Source organism: Streptomyces sp. B3I8, from assembly GCF_030816915.1.
GTDB lineage: Bacteria > Actinomycetota > Actinomycetes > Streptomycetales > Streptomycetaceae > Streptomyces.
On record NZ_JAUSYN010000002.1, the window covers coordinates 3239855 to 3254899 of the forward strand.

The window sequence follows — 15045 nt, forward strand, 5'->3', positions numbered from 1 at the left end:
TGCGGCCGGGGGTCAGCCGGCCGTACGCCGCGGTCCGGCGTCGCCGCCGGTCGTACGCGAACCGTTCACGGTGCCGGTGTCCGGGGCGGTCGCGGCGTCGGACGGGTGGAGCGCGTCGGGTGCGCCCGGCGCACCCTTTGTACCGTCCACCTCCGCGGCGACCCGCCCCGCCGCGCCGCCCGCTCCGGCGTTCCCGTGCACACTCCCGACTCCGTTCTCGAGCCCGCCCCCGAGCCCGCTCTCGTGTCCGTTCTCCTTGCGGAAGGACTCGTAGATCTGGAGCAGCACCTGTTTCTGGCGCTCGGTGAGCGTGGGGTCGGCCAACAGCGCGGCCCGGGTCTCGACCTCGACCCGGTCACGTTCGGCGTCGAGGATCCCGGCCCGCACGTACAGCGTCTCGGCAGAGATCCGCAGCGCCTTCGCGACCTGCTGGAGCACGTCCGCGCTCGGCTTGCGCAGCCCGCGTTCGATCTGGCTCAGGTACGGATTGGACACGCCGGCGGCGTCGGCGAGCTGCCTGAGCGACAGCTGCGCGTTCCGCCGCTGTTCACGCAGGTACTCACCGAGATTGCCGACGTTGAGCGATGCCATGCCTCCACCATGCCCCACCCTCGCTAACTTTTGCAAGCACCCGCTTGCAAAAGTGCGCCACACCACGCGAGGTACAGGGAACGTCGATCCTGTGGTGCGTGTCCGTTCTCAGTGGATGTGGCGAGTCCCAGTGGTTCTGGCGAACGACCTGGCGGAGTTCCGACGAAGCTGGCCGGCCGGTGTCCTGTCGCGCTGAAGCTGTCGGATTCCCACTCGTTCTCGTTCGTACTGCCGGATTCTCTTTCGTGGCGCTCTGAGCGGCTGTCCGCTCTCACTCCAGTGGCTGGTCAGGGCTCCTGTGGATCAAAATCCAAGTGCGTATGAGCTGGTTTGCACTCGTATACTCGTGCGAGCTCATGGAGGGGGAGGTGGAGACAGTGAAGCTTGCTGAGGCACTGGCGGAACGTGCGGAAGCGACGCGCCGTGTAGAACAGTTGCGAGCGCGCGTCGTCAGCAGTGCGCGGTACCAGGAGGGGGAGGCGCCCGCCGAGGATGCCGCCCAGTTGTTGGCCGAGGCCGGTGAGGTGCTGAGCGCTCTGGAAACGTTGATCCGGCGGATCAACCGGACCAATGCCACCGTGGAGATGGGTCCCGACGGCACGCTCACCGATGCCCTCGCCCGCCGGGATGTCCTGCGGTTGCGTCATTCTGTGGTCACCGCGGCGGCGGACGCGGCCGCGGGTAGCGGCGAGCGCGGATACGGCCGGCAACTCCGGTCCGAGCTGATGATGCTTTCCGCGCTTCCGGTCGCGGAACTGCGCGGTCAGGCGGATGTTCTCGCGCGGGAGATCCGCGAGGTCGATGTGCGGATCCAGCGTACGAACTGGGAAGTGGATCTGCTGGACTGAGTAGTCCAGCAGGCGGGGACGATGTGGAGCAGGTAGCAGCTTCGGAGGCGTGCACACACCGAGGGCCGGCGGTTTTCCAGCCCACTCCTGGCGCGTGAAGAGCAACGCGGGGGTTCAACTCCCCATCAACAGTGCAGCTCAGCACGGCGTACAGGTAAAGGTGCACCTCGCACAGCACATCACCACGTGCAGATCCGAAGCGGTGAGGGCGGGTTCGGGGCTTTCCACATCGCAGCACCATGGACAACGGCGATCCGAGGACAACGGGGGCGTGCGAATGGCTGATCCGTACATCGTTCTCAACGAGCTCGCCCAGGACCTTCGGCCGATGTCACAGGGCATCGAGTGGTTCGAGAGCCTCTCCGCTGAAGAGCAGTCCGACACCCTGCGCCTCTTGTCACATTTCTGCATTCAGGCTCGCGCCACCACCGAGGACGGCCCGGAAAGTATCCGCCGTTCCGGACTTCGCGCCACGCACACACCGGCAGTTCTGATCGCACGGGGGCGGATCGACCAGCAACTCGGGAAGATCGTCAGTCTTACCCCGCGCGACGAGCGCCTCAAGTCGTTCCGGCTGCTGATCGCGGTGCCGGCCGTCGCCGACGGACGTCGACGGGAGCGCTTCTGCTCCGACGGTTGCGGCCACGAGTGGCACCGACCGGCTGTCGGCGCCCCCGTCGAGACGCTGACCTGATTCCTCGCGCTGTCGCCCCTACCGGGCCAGCGGCCGCAGGGGGGACATCGTGCTCAGCCGAGGCGGTTTGCGCGCTGCCTCGTCCTCGCTCCGCACGTCCCACTGCTCGCCGGGCGGTCCTCGGCTGTCCCCCGCATCGTCCTGCTCGGCTTCGACGGCTTCATAGAAGGCGTCGCCGCTGTCGTCGATACCGGTGAGGAGCCCGTACACCTCCATGGCGACGTGGTCGAGGGGGCTCCCACTCGGGCCAGTCGTCGTTCCAGAGCCCGCGAGGGCGAGCCACCAGGCACTGGACCTCAGGAGTGTCGGCCAGAGCGTCGGGATCGGCTACTGCCCGAGAAAAGGCGTTCCGGCCGAGCCCCACCATCCACAGGCCGAAGTAGCAGAACCCGTCGTCCGAACACCAGCCGCCGAAGATACGCTCCGTCGCAACCCATAGATCCCAGTTGCGTGCTCTGGGCTGGAGGGTGAGCGCGTGGACGGTCGAGCGGATGCGGGCCCGCTACCGGGGTCAAGGGGTCCGGGGGCTGGTCGATCACCGCAAGACCCGTCTGTCCTCACCGACTGGCCGGGCTGATGAGCGGGTGGTGGCGGCCGTCGCGGAGGTGCTGGCGGGCCAGTTGGAAGAGTCGACTGGGACACGAGGCCGGGTGCGGCGCCGGGTCGAGGCCTGCTTGCCGAGCAGCACGGGGCCGGGGTGGTGCCGATGCCGTCGAAGACGACGTTCTACCGGCTTGTCGAGGCAGTGAGCGTGGGCACGCACGCCTTCGGCTCGGCTGTTTCCCGCCGCTCCCAAGCTCGGCGGCCCGAGGGGATGTTCACGCCGTCCGCGGCCTGCCGACCGGGCGAGCTGGTGCAGATCGACACGGCTCCGCTGGACGTGCTGGTGATCCTGGAGAACGGGGTGAGCGGTCGTCCTGAACTGACCATCGCCGTCGACGTGGCGACCCGGACGATCTGCGCGGCGGTGCTGAGGCCTGCGGGCACCAAGGCGGTTGATGCGTCGCTGCTGCTGGCGAAAACGCTGGTCCCCGAGCCGCTGCGGCCGGGCCGGCCGGAGGCTCTGCGCCCGCCGCCAGTTCTACTGGGACACCATGGGGCCAGTGATCACCCGGATTTCCACAACCACATGCGCTGGGACGCCAAGGACTCACGATGTCCCGCTCCAACTGACGGGACTCTGGTCAGAGGCCTCGCTCTCCGCCACTTCTACTGGGAACGGACACCTGTGGTGCGGGCCGTCCAGGCCCGAGGGGTAACCGCGATCGCCGTGCACGGTGACGTGTCGGTGCCCGCGGACGTCGAGCGCCTGTTCGCCAGGACCGTGGAGGCGTACGGCCGGTTCGACATCCTCATCCTCGTCAACAATGCCGGTGTCCACATCCGGGACCGGACACAGCCGGCCCCGGATGCCGTCGCTGTCAGCCGGCCTGGCTCGGCGCCTGCTTGTTGGCGTCGACCACCGCGCGCTCGGTGATCGCGCTGGTGGACACGACAGTGCCGGCCTCGAACGGGTCGTCCGGGCTCTCCCTGACCACGACTGTGCGCTCGCCGAGGAACCGCAGGGTCTTCTTGTCGAAGATCCACTCGGTGCGCTCGCCGTCGGTGTCGTTCTCCCGGGCGATCGCCACCCCGTGGCGGCCCACGGCGTCGACCGCGTCGTCCACCGCCACGACCCCGGGAATCCTGGCCGCGGCCCTGTAGAGCGCGGCGGTGAGACCGGCCGGCGGGTAGCTCTCGGTGAGCAGGTCGCCGATGGCGACGAAGGCCGCCTGGTCGCGGGGGACCTCCTTGTCCCGTACCGCGTCCGAGTCCCGGTAGATCCGCCGGAGCAGCGCGTCGGGGTCGGTGGGCAGCTTCGCCAGGGCGTCGTAGGCCGCGCTCGCCGGGTTCTCCCCGGCCAGGGTCTCGCCCTTCTCATCGGTCTCGCCCGGCTCGATCAGCCAGCCGTCCCTGCCGTCGGGGGAGAGCCAGACCTGACGGGTGTGCAGCTTCTCGCTGACGACCTCGGTCTTGTCCTCGATCGTCCGGGGGTAGGTGTCGGCCGTCTTCGAGGCGATGTAGACGTACTGGCCGGCGTGCGGCGCCGGGTCGGAGACGCCGGCGGCGGCGAGGGAGATCCGGTCGAGCAGGCGCGGGGCGCCGGCGGCGTCGGCGGTGCCGATCCTGGTGGTGAGCGCGGGGCCGACGGCGGCCGAGGTCTTGCCTCCGTCGCCGCCGTCCCCGCCGGACATGACGACGCCGGTCACGACCGCGCCGGTCAGCGCGAGAGCCGCGGCGGGCACCAGGACGGCACGGCGCAGGAACGGGTTGCGGTGCCGGGGAACGGCGACCGGGCGGTCGTCGGACGCGGTGGCGGCGACCGGGGTGGCGGCGGCGGCCGTGCGGAGGTCCTCGTGGATGCGGGTCATCATCTGCTCCCTGTGGAACCGGTGGCGGCCCGGCGGCAGGTCCCGCGCGACCGGGGGCAGGAGGCCCTCGGTCTCCGTCCACTCGACCGGGTGCGGCTGAGAGGGGGTGGCGTTCATCGGTGTCCTTCCTGTGCGGGCCGGATCACGTATCCGCGATCACCTGTTGTCTGCCGGTTCGCGCGGGTGAGTTCCCGTTTGTTCGGAGGCGGTTGTGGACCGCTCTCCCTGAGCAGTTCCGCGTCGGCGAGTCTGCGGAGCCTGCGGCGGGCGCGGGAGAGCCGGGAACGGACGGTGCCGAGGGGGATGCCGAGGACGCGAGCGGCGTCGGCGTACTCCATGCCCTCCCACAGACACAGCGTCAGCACCTCGCGTTCGGGGCGTCCGAGCAGGCCGAGGGCGGTGAGGGTGGCGGCGATCCGGCGCCGGTCGTCGAGCCGTGCGGCCGTCTCCTCGGCATGGTCCTCGACCCGCTCCCGGGCCGCACCCGCGGCCGCCACCGCCGCGGCCGCGTTCCGGTAACGGCGGTTGCCGCGGTACTGGGAGCGGGCGACGTTGGTCGCGATGCCCAGCAGCCAGGGCCGCAGCGAGCCCCCTTCGGCGTCCACGGAGGCGCGGCGGCGCCACGCCTCCATGAACGTCGCCGACATGACGTCCTCGGCCGCGGACCAGTCGGCGGTCAGCCGGAAGGCGTGGTTGTACACGGCCCGGGCGCAGTCGTCGAAGAGTTCCGCGAAGGCGTTCGGGTCCCCGGCGCGGACACGGCTTCGCATATCTGTGGTCACGCGCAGAACTGCCCGTGCGTGCGGGCGAGTTCCCATGGCGTACGTCACATCCGACGGGGTGCACCTCAGCCGGGGGTTACGGGGCGAACGGCACCAGGTACGCGGCGGCCGGCGCCGTCACCACGGCAGCGGGCGGCTGTGCAGGACGTCCAGGCGGGAGACGGCGCGGGTGAGGACGACGTAGAGGCGGTGCGGGCCGCGCGGTTCGGCCCCGGCGATCGCGGCCGGTTCGACGGCGACGACGTGGTCGTACTCCAGCCCCTTCACCGCGCCCGCCGGCACGACGACGACCGGGGCAGCCGGCTGCTCCGGGCCGGCCGCCACGATGCCGGCGGCGGCGAGCGCGGCCCGTACCCGCCCGGCGTCGTGATCGGCGGTGATCACCCCCACCGACCCCTCGTGCGCGAGAGCCGCCCGGACCGCCTCGACGACCGCACCGTCCAGTTCCTCCCTCCGCTCCACCCGCCGGACGGTCAGCTCGCCGTCCCGGCGCAGTGACCGGGCCCGCGGCACGTCCACGTCGAGCCGGTCCAGCAGCCGGTTGGCCAGTCCGACGACGGCCTCCGGCACCCGGAACCCGGTCGTCAGCGGGATCACGGCGGCGCCCGGCCGGTCCAGGTGGGCGAGGAGGGACGGCCAGTCGCGCGCGGACCAGGGGGTGGTGCCCTGCGCGAGGTCGCCGAGCACGGTGAGCGAGCCGAAGGCGGCCCGCCGTGCGATCGCCCGGCACTCCATGGGCGAGAGGTCCTGCGCCTCGTCGACGACGACGTGCGCGTAGCCCTCCGGGTGTTCGATCAGTCCGGCGAGTTCGTCGAGGAGCACGAGGTCGGCCGCCGACCAGCGCGCCGAGCGGTGGGAGCGGGGCGGCCGCGGCCACCGGAGCGCCTTCTGCTCGTCGGCGTCCAGCAGTCCGTCGGCCGCCGCGGCGAGCACGGCCCCGTCGGCGAGCAGCGCGGCGAGGATCTCCTCCGGGCGCACCCGGGGCCACACCGCGTCGACGTACGCGGTCACCGGACGGCAGTGCGAGACGCGCCGCAGCCAGGCGGCACCGCGCGGCCCGGACCGCCGTTCGGCCCGTGCCCGCACGTGGTGCGCGATCCGCGTGCGCACCCGCTCGCGCCCCACCGCGTACGGCAGTTCCTCGGCGCGCACGTCCGCCACGATCCCGCGCAGCGTCGCACCCGGGACGCGCCAGCGGTACGAGCCGTCCGGCACCGTGAGGTCCGTGGCGGCGGCGCCCGCGCCCACCCCGGCGTACAGGGCGCGGCGCAGGACCTCCGCCGTACGGGGGTCGTGCTTGACGGCGGCGGTGCGTGCGTCGTCCTCGGCGGTGACCGGGTGCCGGGCGATCTCGTCGGCGAGGGTGGACTGCCGTACGCCGGTCTCGCCGAGGGCGGGGAGCACCTCGGCGATGTAGGAGAGGAAGGTGCGGTTGGGGCCGAGGACGAGCAGTCCGCCGCGGCGGATGCGCTGCGGGTGGGTGTAGAGGAGGTACGCGGCCCGGTGCAGTCCGACGGCGGTCTTGCCGGTGCCGGGGGCGCCCTGGACGCACAGGGTGGTGGAGAGGCCGGCGCGGACGAGGTCGTCCTGCTCGGGCTGGATGGTGGCGGCGATGTCGCGCATGGGGCCGACGCGGGGGCGCTCGATCTCGGCGGTGAGGAGGCGGCCGGGGCCCTCGGGCACGTGGGCACCTCCGCCCTCGGGCACGCGGGCATCTCCGCCCTCGGCCGCGGGGGTGCCGCCGGTGAGGGGCTCGTCCTCGAACCCCGTGAGGTCGGCCGAGTCGCCGCGGCTGCCGGGGGCCCAGCCGAAGCGGCGGCGGACCGCTACACCCTGCGGGTCGGCGGCGCTCGCCTGGTAGAAGGCGCGCGAGACGGGCGCACGCCAGTCGACGACGAGGGGCGGGGCGGCGGGGTGCTCGGAGATCCGGAGGCGGCCGATGTGGTAGCTCTGCCCGGCGTGCTCCGGGGCGTCGGCGGCATGGTCGAGCCGTCCGAAGAACAGCGGCCCCTCCGGGAGTTCCCGCAGGTCCCGGGCCTGCCCGCGGAGCTGCCTGCCCAGCACCTCGGCATCGGCGCCGGAGGCGGAGACGTCCTCCCCGACGACGACCTGTTCGTCGGCGCCGGCGACCATCGCGGCGAGCGCGGCACGGCAGGCGTCGTGGTGGGCGCGCTCGTGGCGGAGGGAGGCGGGCGCGGGCGAAGAAGGTGCGGGCGTGGGCGTGACGGAGGGCATGGGCCCAGCGTAGAGGAAATCTATTACCGAGTAACGTTTTTAACCGAGTAGCCGAGACCCGGACCGCCGTCGAGCCGGTCGAACGCGCGCCCGGCCGCGGTGACGGCGTCCCCGTGGACCTCGTCCGCCCGCTCCCCCGCCGCCATCCGCCGCCAGTTCTCCAGGGCCAGCACCCGCTGCACGGCGATGATCTGGGCGGCGGCCAGCCGGGCGTCGAGGCCGGAGCCGAGGGCTTCGGCAAGTGCGGCCTCGGAACGTTCGAGGTAGCCGTGGAGGCGGGCGGCCAGGGCGGGGGTGCCGTAGAGGAGGCGGTGGAAGTCCAGGACGGCGGGGTGATCGTTGAGCCCGGTGACGGGGTCGCGACGGTCGAGGCCGTCGAGGAAGCGGGCACGCAGCGCGGCGACGGGCGAGGTGCCCTCGCCGCGGGCGGCGACGATACGGGCCGGCTCCGTCTCGTGGTCGGCGAACCGGTGCAGGACCAGGTCCTCCTTGGTGGGGAAGTACCGGAACAGCGTCGGCTTGGAGATCTCCGCCGCCGCGGCCACCTCCGCGACGGACACCGCGTCGAACCCCCTCTCCAGGAACATCGCGATCGCGGTCTCGGACACCTCCTGGTACATCCGCAGTCGCTTCCGCTCCCGCAGCCCGACGGCACCCGCGGCGCCGCCGCCCCCGGCCGCCCCGCCCGTACCGCCCCTGTCCCCGTCGTCCCCGACTGTCGCCCTCATACCGCCGAGCCTACGCAGCGCCCCCGCGCCCCGGGATTGCCGGCCGTTCCAGGACCGCCGACCGCCCCCGGACCGTGCGCTCCAGGGCCGCAGCGATGCGTTCCGGGGAGGGGACGCCGGGAAGCCGGAGGGGGCGCTCGGCGGCGGTGAGAACGGAGTGGACCCGGCGGGCCTCCCGGGTGAGGACGCCGTCGCCGTGGCCCGGGCCGCGGGTGAGGAACTCGGTGGCGCGGACGACGTCCGTGAACACGGACTGCGCCCGCTTGAAGTCGAGCAGCTTCTCCAGGTCCTCCTCCCAGCCCTCCGTCCCGCCCTCCCAGATCGACCCCGCCCAGCGCTCCTCCATCACCTGGGCCCACCGCTTGGCGACCAACCGGTGCTGCCAGCGCGGGTAGCGCATGAGGTGAAGGTGGGTCGCGAGGTCGTAGAGGGGGTCGCCGAACATCGCCAGTTCCCAGTCGATGGTCCACAGGCGGCCGCCCGCGTCCACGACGAAGTTCTCGCGGTGCAGATCCGCGTGGAGCAGACAGAAGCGGCGCGGCCTCAGCCCCGCGACGCGCTCCCGCAGTGCACCGAAACAGCCGTCGCCCAGGCCGAGTTCGGCAAAAAGAGTGCCGAGGCGCGGACGGTTGTACCGGTAGACGCGCTCCTCGGCGAAGAGGACGAGCCGCTCCAGGAAGCCCGCGCAGTCGTGGTCGTCGGAGCGGTCGTCCGGGGTGCACCTGCGCTCGACGGACAGGTCGCCCGGGGCGATGTCCGCCAGCTTCTCGAACAGGACGAAGATCTGGTCGACGATGGCGTCGGGCACCGGCTCCCCGGAGGGGTACAGGTCCCCGAGCGTCCGTCCCTCGATGAACTCCTGGAGGAACGTCTCGTCCGCGACCGTGTAGACGCGGGGGACCGCTGCCCCGTCCATGTGCCCGCGCAGCGCGAGCAGCAGCCGCTCCTCGGACCGGAAACAGCGGCGGTCGAACCAGAGCAGGTTCTCCCGCGGCGACCGGCACTTGCCACGCCCCGCTTCCCCGCCGGCCACCGCCTCGGGCAGCGGGATCACATACGTCTCGTGGTGGTAGCCCTCGAGCGGCCCCTCGACCGCGCTCGGGTGGCCGCTCATCTCGGCGGCGCGGTCCCGCGCGGGAGAGGAGACTCGTTCGGATGACATGGTTCGTCATTTCCCTGGGCTGAGTCCGCACCAGTGGTGCGGAAGTGAAGCACGGTACTCCCCCGTGAACGAGCATGCTGCCAGATCCCGTTGCCCGCACGACACCTGACGTGCCAGGAGAGTGACGGGCCGAACCCACGTGTGGTGACCGGCCGCCCCGCCCCCGGCCACCAGTCACATCGTCCGCAGAACTTCCAGGACCTGGTCGAGGGCGGCGACGATCGTGGTGGCGTCCGCCGTGCGCAGGGCCTTCTCCTTGTCGTCGTTGCGGGCGTAGCCGAGGAAGGGGACGCCCGCGTGGGCGGCGGCCTGGGCGTCGGAGGGGCTGTCGCCGATCATCAGGGCGTCCTCGGGGGCCGCGCCGAGGGCGCCGAGGGCGCGGTTGAGGTGGTGCGGGTCCGGCTTGAGCTGATGGAGCTCGTGCGTACGTCCGTACATGTGCGGGGCGAAACAGCCGAGCAGGCCGCGGGTGGTCAGGTAGGCCGTGGCCGTGCGCGCGGAGTTGTTGGTGGTGACCGCGAGCCGGGCGCCGACCGCGGTCCAGGTGCGTATCACCGGGTCGGCGTACGGCGTCGGCCGCGCGCTGGGGACGGCGAGGAGTTCGTGGTGCGTGAGCAACTCCTCGAGCGCCGTGACGAGATCGCTGCCCGGGTGGCGTTCGTCGACCGCCCGGAGGATGACGTGCGGGTCGGCGGCCCGCTGCTCCTCCTCGGTCAACAGGTGGAGCAGGCCCTGATGCCCCAGCCAGTCGCGCATCTCCCGCGCCACGACGTCCGCCGGGTGCCCCGCGAAGAGCCTGCAGATCGGCCCGTCGAAGTCCCACAGCACGAAACGGGCACGGGTGACCAGTTGTCGGACGTTCTCGGTCTCCGTTGTCACCGGACCAGTCCGCGTCGTCTCGCTGTGCGCCGGTTCGCTGTGCGTCGTCTCGCCTCGCGTCGTCTCGCTCTGCGTCGTCTCGCTCTGCGTCGTTTCAGGAGTCACTAGGAGAGTGTCAGGTCCGACGTGATGGTTTCCCAGAGGGCGTCGAACCACAACTGGGACTGGTCGACGAAGGCCGAGTCCCGATGCCCGGTGCGCTTCTCGAAGGAGAACAGCAGGGACTGGGAGCCCAGGGCGTCGTACATCTCCGTCATGCCGCTCTCCATCTCCTCCGCGCGGCGGGTCAGCATGTAGTACGCGATCAGGGCTTCCCCGCCGTTGAGCAGGTACAGCTTCATCGGCGGCGTGAACGGCAGGGCGCGGAAGCGGACCTGGACGTCGATGCCGTGGGTGGAGCGCAGGGACAGCAGGTTGTGCTGGAGGACGTGGCCCTGGGCGTTGCGCTGGGCCAGCCAGCGCCTGTGGACGGCGTCGTCCCCGCCACGGCCGTCGACCGGGACCGGGAACGCCAGGTCGATCTCGCGGGACGGCAGCAGGATGCGGACGTCGATGGAGTGGGGACGGAGCCGCCCCTCGTGGATCATGCGGACCGGCTCGCCGAGCGCCACCATCAGCGTCTCGGCGGTCAGGCACGCCGCGTCGACCCGGACGTGCGGTGAGGAGAACGCCTCCACCAGACGCGGGGCCAGGGCCACCATGGTCGGCCGGGGCGCGTCCAGGGCCGGCGTCGCGGCCTCGGCGACGCGCGGCGGGCTGCCCTTGCTGACGTTGCTCAGCAGGCCGTCCTCCTGGAGCACGCGCAGGGCCTGGCGGACGACGCCGCGCTCCACCCCGAACTCGTCGGCCAACCTGGCCTGGGTGGGCAGCCGGTCGCCCGCCTTCAGCTCGCCGGCGCGGATACGTTCCCGCAACGCGTCGGCGATCTCCTGGGGCGAGCGCTTCTCGGCTCGCTCGGCATTCTGCTGGGACACGACCAAACGTTACAACTTTCCTCCATCTCGGACGAGTTGTTTGAGACTTGTTTTGAGGTGGGGACCAACTGGGAATAACTACAACCAAGTTGGCAACCAACTTGCTCATAGTTGGTGAGAGCCGCTTCCCGCACCGCCCGTCCACCCTGAAGGGGGTGCCACCATGCCCGTCCAGATTCTCCTGAGCACCGTGTTCACCGCCGGTGTCGAACAGTTCCTGCAGTGGCGGTACGGTCCGATGGGCCTCGTCGGGCTGGTGCTGCTCACCATCGGCGTCCGGGCCAGGAACGCCACGTGCAGTTCGCTCGGGGTGGTCGTCCTCGCGCTGCTGATCACCGGGCCGACGCTGTGAGGTCCAGGTCCGAACTGATCGTCTCCCACAGGGCGTCGAACCACCGGCGGGACTGCTCGACGAAGGTCGTGTCCCGGGCCCCGTCGCCCCGCGCGAACGGGAACAGCACGGCCTGCGTGCCCTCCGCGTCGTACATCTGCAGGGCCGTGTGGTCGATCTCGGCCTCGCGCCGCCGCACCGTGTAGTACGCGAACAGCGCCTCGGCGCCGTTGAGCAGGTACAGCTTCACCGGCGGGGTGAACGGCAGGGCCCGGAAGGTGACGCGTGCGTCGATGCCGTGGGTGCTGCGCAGGGACAGCAGGTTGTGCTGGAGCACCTGGCACTGCGCGTTGCGCTGGGCCAGCCAGCGGCGGTGCACCTCGTTGTCGGCGACGGCAGCGGAGGCGGCGGCGCTCGCGTCGGTGCCGGCGGCGGCCACCGGCGTGGGGAAGGCGAGCGGGATGTCCCGGCGGGGCAGCAGCACCCGCACGTCGACCTTGGCCGGTTTGATGCGCCCCGCGTGGATCTGGCGCAACGGCTCTCCCACGGCCAGGGTCAGCGAGATCGACGTCAGACACAGCGCGTCGATCTCCACGTGGGGCGCGGCGAAGGCGGCCGAGATGCGCGGGGCGAGGGCGACCGTGGTGGGCCGGGGCGTGGAGGCGGTCGGGCCGTCCGGCGCCCGCCCGGCGCCCGGCGCGACGGTCGCCGGGCTGCCCCGGGAGACACCCGCGAGCAGACCCTCCGACTGCAGGATGCGCAGGGCCTGCCGCACAGTGCCGCGCTCGGTTCCGAACTCCTCGGCCAGCGCCGCCTGCGTGGGCATGCGCGCGCCGGGGCGCAGTTGACCCGAGCCGATCCGGGCGCGCAGCGCGTCGGCCACCTCGCGCGCGCGGCGCCGGGAGCCCGGGGGCTTCTTCCGCCCGTCGGCGGGGACGGTGCCCGGCGCGTGTTCGGGTCGTTCCGGAGCGTGTTCCGGCGTCACGACCAAACCCTACAACTTCTCGCCATCTCGGGGCAGTTCATGGGAGGGTGGTTATAAGACGCGTCCAAGTGGAGATAACTCTGGTTGAGTTGGTCGCCAACTTGGCGGGTCTGGGTCACATTGGTCGGTCGACCCGGTCGGCCCGGTGGGTCGGTCCGGTCGGTCGATCTCCCTTCCGGAGGGGAGCCGGGAGCTCGACCCGCACCACCGGCACCACCCGCACAGCCACAACCGAACAACGTCATCACGGCGCCACCGCGCCACCGCACAGCCACAACCGCATACGGCACACACCGCACAGCCACAACTGAACAGACGCTGCCGTCGCTATGAGTCCAACGACAGGTTCCAGGCACGGCCCAGGCGTCAGAAGATGTCCGGGCACCACGGTCGCCGGGACGTGCGCAGCAGGGCGTCGGCCATTCGGGCGGCGCCCTCTCGCCGTTCCCGGACCCTGCCCAGCGCGGCGAGCCGGGCGGCTGACTCGTCGCCGAGCCAGAGCGGCGCCAGGTCGCCGACGGCCAGGGTCAGGTCGGGGTCCTCGGTCGTCTCCGCGCAGTGGGCGCCGTCCGCGCCCGCCTCCAGCCGGTAGCGGCCGCCGGCCAGGCCACCGCCGTCGACCACCTCCAGGACGAGCGTCCCCTCCCCCTCGTACGTCCGCGCCTCCAGGGCCCGTACGACGTCCAGGATCCGCACCCACAGGTGGTCGGCGAGGGTGGTGAGGCGGGCGGCGCGCGGGTCGGGCAGGAGGTGCGGCAGCAGGTCGTCGGGGGCGCGGTGGCCGCTGCGGACCCGGGTCACCAAGTCGATCGAGCAGAGGTGGTGCCACAGGGCGCGCTCGGCGGCCGGGGTCGTCGCGATCAGCCGGCTGACCTGGACGGTGGCCTGAGGCTGCGTGCCACCGCCCCACTCGTCGTCGCACGTGTACGTCACCAGCCCCTCCAGCTCGCCGGACGCCGAGTGAAAGGTGGCGTGGAACGGCTCCGTCCAGGGCCGGCCGAACCGTACGAGGCCCGTGGCGGCGCGCCACCAGAGGTCGGACCGGTCGACCGCGCCGGGCTGGGCGGCGCGCAGGCGGTCGTGCAGACCGGGGCCGAGCTTGCGGACGTCCGCGCCGTCGACGAGGTCGATCCGGCCGCCGTCCTCGGGTGCGGACCACCGGGGGTCCAGGCCGGAGCGGGGGACCTCGACCGTCCACTCGGCGGTGTGGGTGGCGGGGCCGAAGCCGAAGCGGCCGTAGATCGGGTACTCGGTGGGGACCAGGGTGGCGACGACGTCGCCGCGCTCCTTCGCGGCGGCCAGGTCGTGGGCCATCATGCGGCTCAGCAGGCCGCGGCGGCGGTGGGTGGGGAGGACGCCGACATTGCTGATCGCGTCGGCGGGGACGGCGGTGCCGCCCACGGCCGTGAGCTCCTGGGGGAAGGAGCGGAACGTGGCGACACAGGGGTGGGGCGCCGTGTCGTCGAAGGCGCCGAGGGTGCGGGCGGGGTCTATCGGCTCCATGCGCTCGGCCAGGGCCTCCGGCTGGGCGTCGGCGCCGAGGGGGTCCGTGGTGCGGAGGAAGACGGTCTTCAACGCCGTGAGCCAGTCGGGGATGTCCGCGGTGGTGACGGGGCGGACGACGAGGGTGCGGGGCGTGGTCATGCGGTCACGCTAGGGGGGTGGGGACGCGGGTGTCGCGGCAGTTTCCGCCCGCCGGGCCGCGGCTCCGGCGGCGGCTCCGGCGGCCCCGACGGCGGCTCGGCGGCACGGCGGCGGCTCGGCGGCGGCTGTCACAGGCATGCTCTACGGTCCTGCCATGGCAGCCAGAATCGATCTGACCCTCGACTGTGCGGACGCGACGCTCCTCGCCGAGTTCTGGAGGACGGCCCTCGGCTACGTGGACGAGCCGCCGCCCGCTCCCTTCGCGACGCGCGAGGAGTGGCTCGCGCAGTTCGACGACCTCTCCGAGGACGATTCCGCGGACGACGCCGCATGGCTCTGCGATCCCGAGGGCGTCGGTCCCCGGCTGAGCATCCTCACGGTGCCCGAGCCGAAGACCGCGAAGAACCGGCTGCATCTCGACATCCGGGTGCCGGGGCACGGCGGCCCCGCCGAGAGGTGGGCGCGGATCAGGGCCGAGTCCGAGCGGCTGGTCCGGGCGGGCGGGGTCGTGCTGGCGGAGGCCGAGGGGCACCACGTGGTGATGGCCGATCCGGAGGGCAACGAGTTCTGCGTCGCCGCCGCGCCGGCCTGAGGCCGGTCGGGCACGGACCCGCGGCGGGCCTGACACCGGCCCGTCCGGGGGCGGACCCACCACGGCCTTGCACCGTCACCGTCCGGGGACGGGCCCACACCGCCCGGCTCCGCTCGGTGCCGCCCGATCCCGGGCACCTCGCCGCCGCTGCCGCTCCCGCCGCGTGATCCCCGTGCCCCGGCCGGTGGC

Annotated in this window: 17 protein-coding genes; 5 read left to right on the plus strand and 12 right to left on the minus strand. The window is 72.3% G+C overall.

All coding sequences use genetic code 11. The annotated features are described in order from the left end of the window. Positions 1-12: 12 nt before the first annotated feature. Positions 13-591, minus strand: coding sequence for a helix-turn-helix domain-containing protein (locus QFZ64_RS16410; RefSeq protein WP_307066451.1), 579 nt, complete (start codon positions 589-591; stop codon positions 13-15). Positions 592-968: 377 nt separating this feature from the next. On the opposite strand from QFZ64_RS16410, the gene QFZ64_RS16415 reads away from it, so the two are divergent. Beyond that, positions 969-1439, plus strand: coding sequence for a DIP1984 family protein (locus tag QFZ64_RS16415; RefSeq protein WP_257551103.1), 471 nt, complete (start codon positions 969-971; stop codon positions 1437-1439). A 277-nt stretch (positions 1440-1716) separates the two neighbouring features. Further along, complete coding sequence (locus tag QFZ64_RS16420; protein ID WP_307066453.1) at positions 1717-2133, plus strand: DUF5958 family protein; 417 nt, start codon at positions 1717-1719, stop codon at positions 2131-2133. Positions 2134-2151: 18 nt separating this feature from the next. Here QFZ64_RS16420 and QFZ64_RS35360 read toward each other — a convergent pair whose 3' ends face one another. Both QFZ64_RS35360 and QFZ64_RS35365 read right to left on the minus strand, forming a co-directional pair. Next, the gene (locus tag QFZ64_RS35360) at positions 2152-2349 is read right to left on the minus strand and encodes a hypothetical protein (protein ID WP_373430617.1); all 198 of its coding nucleotides are present in this window, start codon (positions 2347-2349) and stop codon (positions 2152-2154) included. Further along, positions 2294-2626 carry a DUF4240 domain-containing protein gene (locus QFZ64_RS35365; RefSeq protein WP_373430749.1) on the minus strand — a complete coding sequence of 111 codons (333 nt, stop codon included), beginning with the start codon at positions 2624-2626 and terminating at the stop codon, positions 2294-2296. Before QFZ64_RS35365 ends, QFZ64_RS35360 begins: the two co-directional genes overlap by 56 nt. A gap of 213 nt (positions 2627-2839) precedes the next feature. Here QFZ64_RS35365 and QFZ64_RS16430 point away from each other — a divergent pair, with 213 nt between their 5' ends. Beyond that, on the plus strand, positions 2840-3610 hold the full coding sequence (locus QFZ64_RS16430; RefSeq protein ID WP_307066455.1) for an SDR family NAD(P)-dependent oxidoreductase: 771 nt from the start codon (positions 2840-2842) through the stop codon (positions 3608-3610). Here QFZ64_RS16430 and QFZ64_RS16435 read toward each other — a convergent pair. The 7 genes from QFZ64_RS16435 to QFZ64_RS16465 form a co-directional block, all read right to left on the minus strand. Next, positions 3555-4661: a CU044_5270 family protein gene (locus QFZ64_RS16435; protein ID WP_307066457.1), complete on the minus strand. Its 1107-nt coding sequence runs from the start codon at positions 4659-4661 to the stop codon at positions 3555-3557. The two genes, QFZ64_RS16430 and QFZ64_RS16435, sit on opposite strands and share 56 nt — an antisense overlap. Beyond that, the gene (locus QFZ64_RS16440) at positions 4658-5314 is read right to left on the minus strand and encodes an RNA polymerase sigma factor (protein WP_307066460.1); all 657 of its coding nucleotides are present in this window, start codon (positions 5312-5314) and stop codon (positions 4658-4660) included. The genes QFZ64_RS16435 and QFZ64_RS16440 overlap by 4 nt, the downstream gene beginning before the upstream one ends. 129 nt (positions 5315-5443) lie before the next feature. Then, positions 5444-7561, minus strand: coding sequence for an AAA family ATPase (locus QFZ64_RS16445; protein ID WP_307066462.1), 2118 nt, complete (start codon positions 7559-7561; stop codon positions 5444-5446). Positions 7562-7584: 23 nt separating this feature from the next. Next, entirely contained in the window at positions 7585-8181 is a 597-nt protein-coding gene (locus QFZ64_RS16450) for a TetR/AcrR family transcriptional regulator (RefSeq protein WP_307071729.1), read from the minus strand. A gap of 118 nt (positions 8182-8299) precedes the next feature. Continuing rightward, entirely contained in the window at positions 8300-9451 is a 1152-nt protein-coding gene (locus tag QFZ64_RS16455; protein ID WP_307066464.1) for an aminoglycoside phosphotransferase family protein, read from the minus strand. Between the two features lie 174 nt (positions 9452-9625). Beyond that, the gene (locus tag QFZ64_RS16460; protein WP_373430618.1) at positions 9626-10486 is read right to left on the minus strand and encodes an HAD family hydrolase; all 861 of its coding nucleotides are present in this window, start codon (positions 10484-10486) and stop codon (positions 9626-9628) included. Further along, the gene (locus tag QFZ64_RS16465; protein ID WP_307066466.1) at positions 10435-11310 is read right to left on the minus strand and encodes a winged helix-turn-helix domain-containing protein; all 876 of its coding nucleotides are present in this window, start codon (positions 11308-11310) and stop codon (positions 10435-10437) included. The genes QFZ64_RS16460 and QFZ64_RS16465 overlap by 52 nt, the downstream gene beginning before the upstream one ends. A 157-nt stretch (positions 11311-11467) precedes the next feature. Between QFZ64_RS16465 and QFZ64_RS16470 the strand changes: the two genes are divergently transcribed. After that, positions 11468-11656 carry a hypothetical protein gene (locus QFZ64_RS16470; protein ID WP_307066468.1) on the plus strand — a complete coding sequence of 63 codons (189 nt, stop codon included), beginning with the start codon at positions 11468-11470 and terminating at the stop codon, positions 11654-11656. Here the strand turns inward: QFZ64_RS16470 and QFZ64_RS16475 are convergent. Together QFZ64_RS16475 and QFZ64_RS16480 are read right to left on the minus strand one after the other, a co-directional pair. Further along, positions 11637-12620 (minus strand): winged helix-turn-helix domain-containing protein, encoded by a 984-nt coding sequence (locus QFZ64_RS16475; RefSeq protein ID WP_307066469.1) that lies wholly within the window; start codon positions 12618-12620, stop codon positions 11637-11639. The genes QFZ64_RS16470 and QFZ64_RS16475 overlap by 20 nt on opposite strands. 366 nt (positions 12621-12986) lie before the next feature. Then, entirely contained in the window at positions 12987-14264 is a 1278-nt protein-coding gene (locus QFZ64_RS16480) for a GNAT family N-acetyltransferase (protein WP_307066472.1), read from the minus strand. A 154-nt stretch (positions 14265-14418) separates the two neighbouring features. Between QFZ64_RS16480 and QFZ64_RS16485 the strand changes: the two genes are divergently transcribed. After that, positions 14419-14856 carry a VOC family protein gene (locus tag QFZ64_RS16485; protein WP_307066474.1) on the plus strand — a complete coding sequence of 146 codons (438 nt, stop codon included), beginning with the start codon at positions 14419-14421 and terminating at the stop codon, positions 14854-14856. The last annotated feature ends 189 nt before the right edge of the window (positions 14857-15045 follow it).

What these genes read in the sequence shown, in the direction of transcription:
- QFZ64_RS16445 (WP_307066462.1), bottom strand. Translation starts at nt 7,561, where the DNA reads ATGCCCTCCGTCACGCCCACGCCCGCACCTTCTTCGCCCGCGCCCGCC.
- QFZ64_RS16480 (WP_307066472.1), bottom strand. Translation starts at nt 14,264, where the DNA reads ATGACCACGCCCCGCACCCTCGTCGTCCGCCCCGTCACCACCGCGGAC.
- QFZ64_RS16420 (WP_307066453.1), top strand. Translation starts at nt 1,717, where the DNA reads ATGGCTGATCCGTACATCGTTCTCAACGAGCTCGCCCAGGACCTTCGG.
- QFZ64_RS16485 (WP_307066474.1), top strand. Translation starts at nt 14,419, where the DNA reads ATGGCAGCCAGAATCGATCTGACCCTCGACTGTGCGGACGCGACGCTC.
- QFZ64_RS35360 (WP_373430617.1), bottom strand. Translation starts at nt 2,349, where the DNA reads ATGGAGGTGTACGGGCTCCTCACCGGTATCGACGACAGCGGCGACGCC.
- QFZ64_RS16430 (WP_307066455.1), top strand. Translation starts at nt 2,840, where the DNA reads ATGCCGTCGAAGACGACGTTCTACCGGCTTGTCGAGGCAGTGAGCGTG.
- QFZ64_RS16435 (WP_307066457.1), bottom strand. Translation starts at nt 4,661, where the DNA reads ATGAACGCCACCCCCTCTCAGCCGCACCCGGTCGAGTGGACGGAGACC.
- QFZ64_RS16470 (WP_307066468.1), top strand. Translation starts at nt 11,468, where the DNA reads ATGCCCGTCCAGATTCTCCTGAGCACCGTGTTCACCGCCGGTGTCGAA.
- QFZ64_RS16440 (WP_307066460.1), bottom strand. Translation starts at nt 5,314, where the DNA reads ATGCGAAGCCGTGTCCGCGCCGGGGACCCGAACGCCTTCGCGGAACTC.
- QFZ64_RS16410 (WP_307066451.1), bottom strand. Translation starts at nt 591, where the DNA reads ATGGCATCGCTCAACGTCGGCAATCTCGGTGAGTACCTGCGTGAACAG.
- QFZ64_RS16455 (WP_307066464.1), bottom strand. Translation starts at nt 9,451, where the DNA reads ATGTCATCCGAACGAGTCTCCTCTCCCGCGCGGGACCGCGCCGCCGAG.
- QFZ64_RS16450 (WP_307071729.1), bottom strand. Translation starts at nt 8,181, where the DNA reads ATGTACCAGGAGGTGTCCGAGACCGCGATCGCGATGTTCCTGGAGAGG.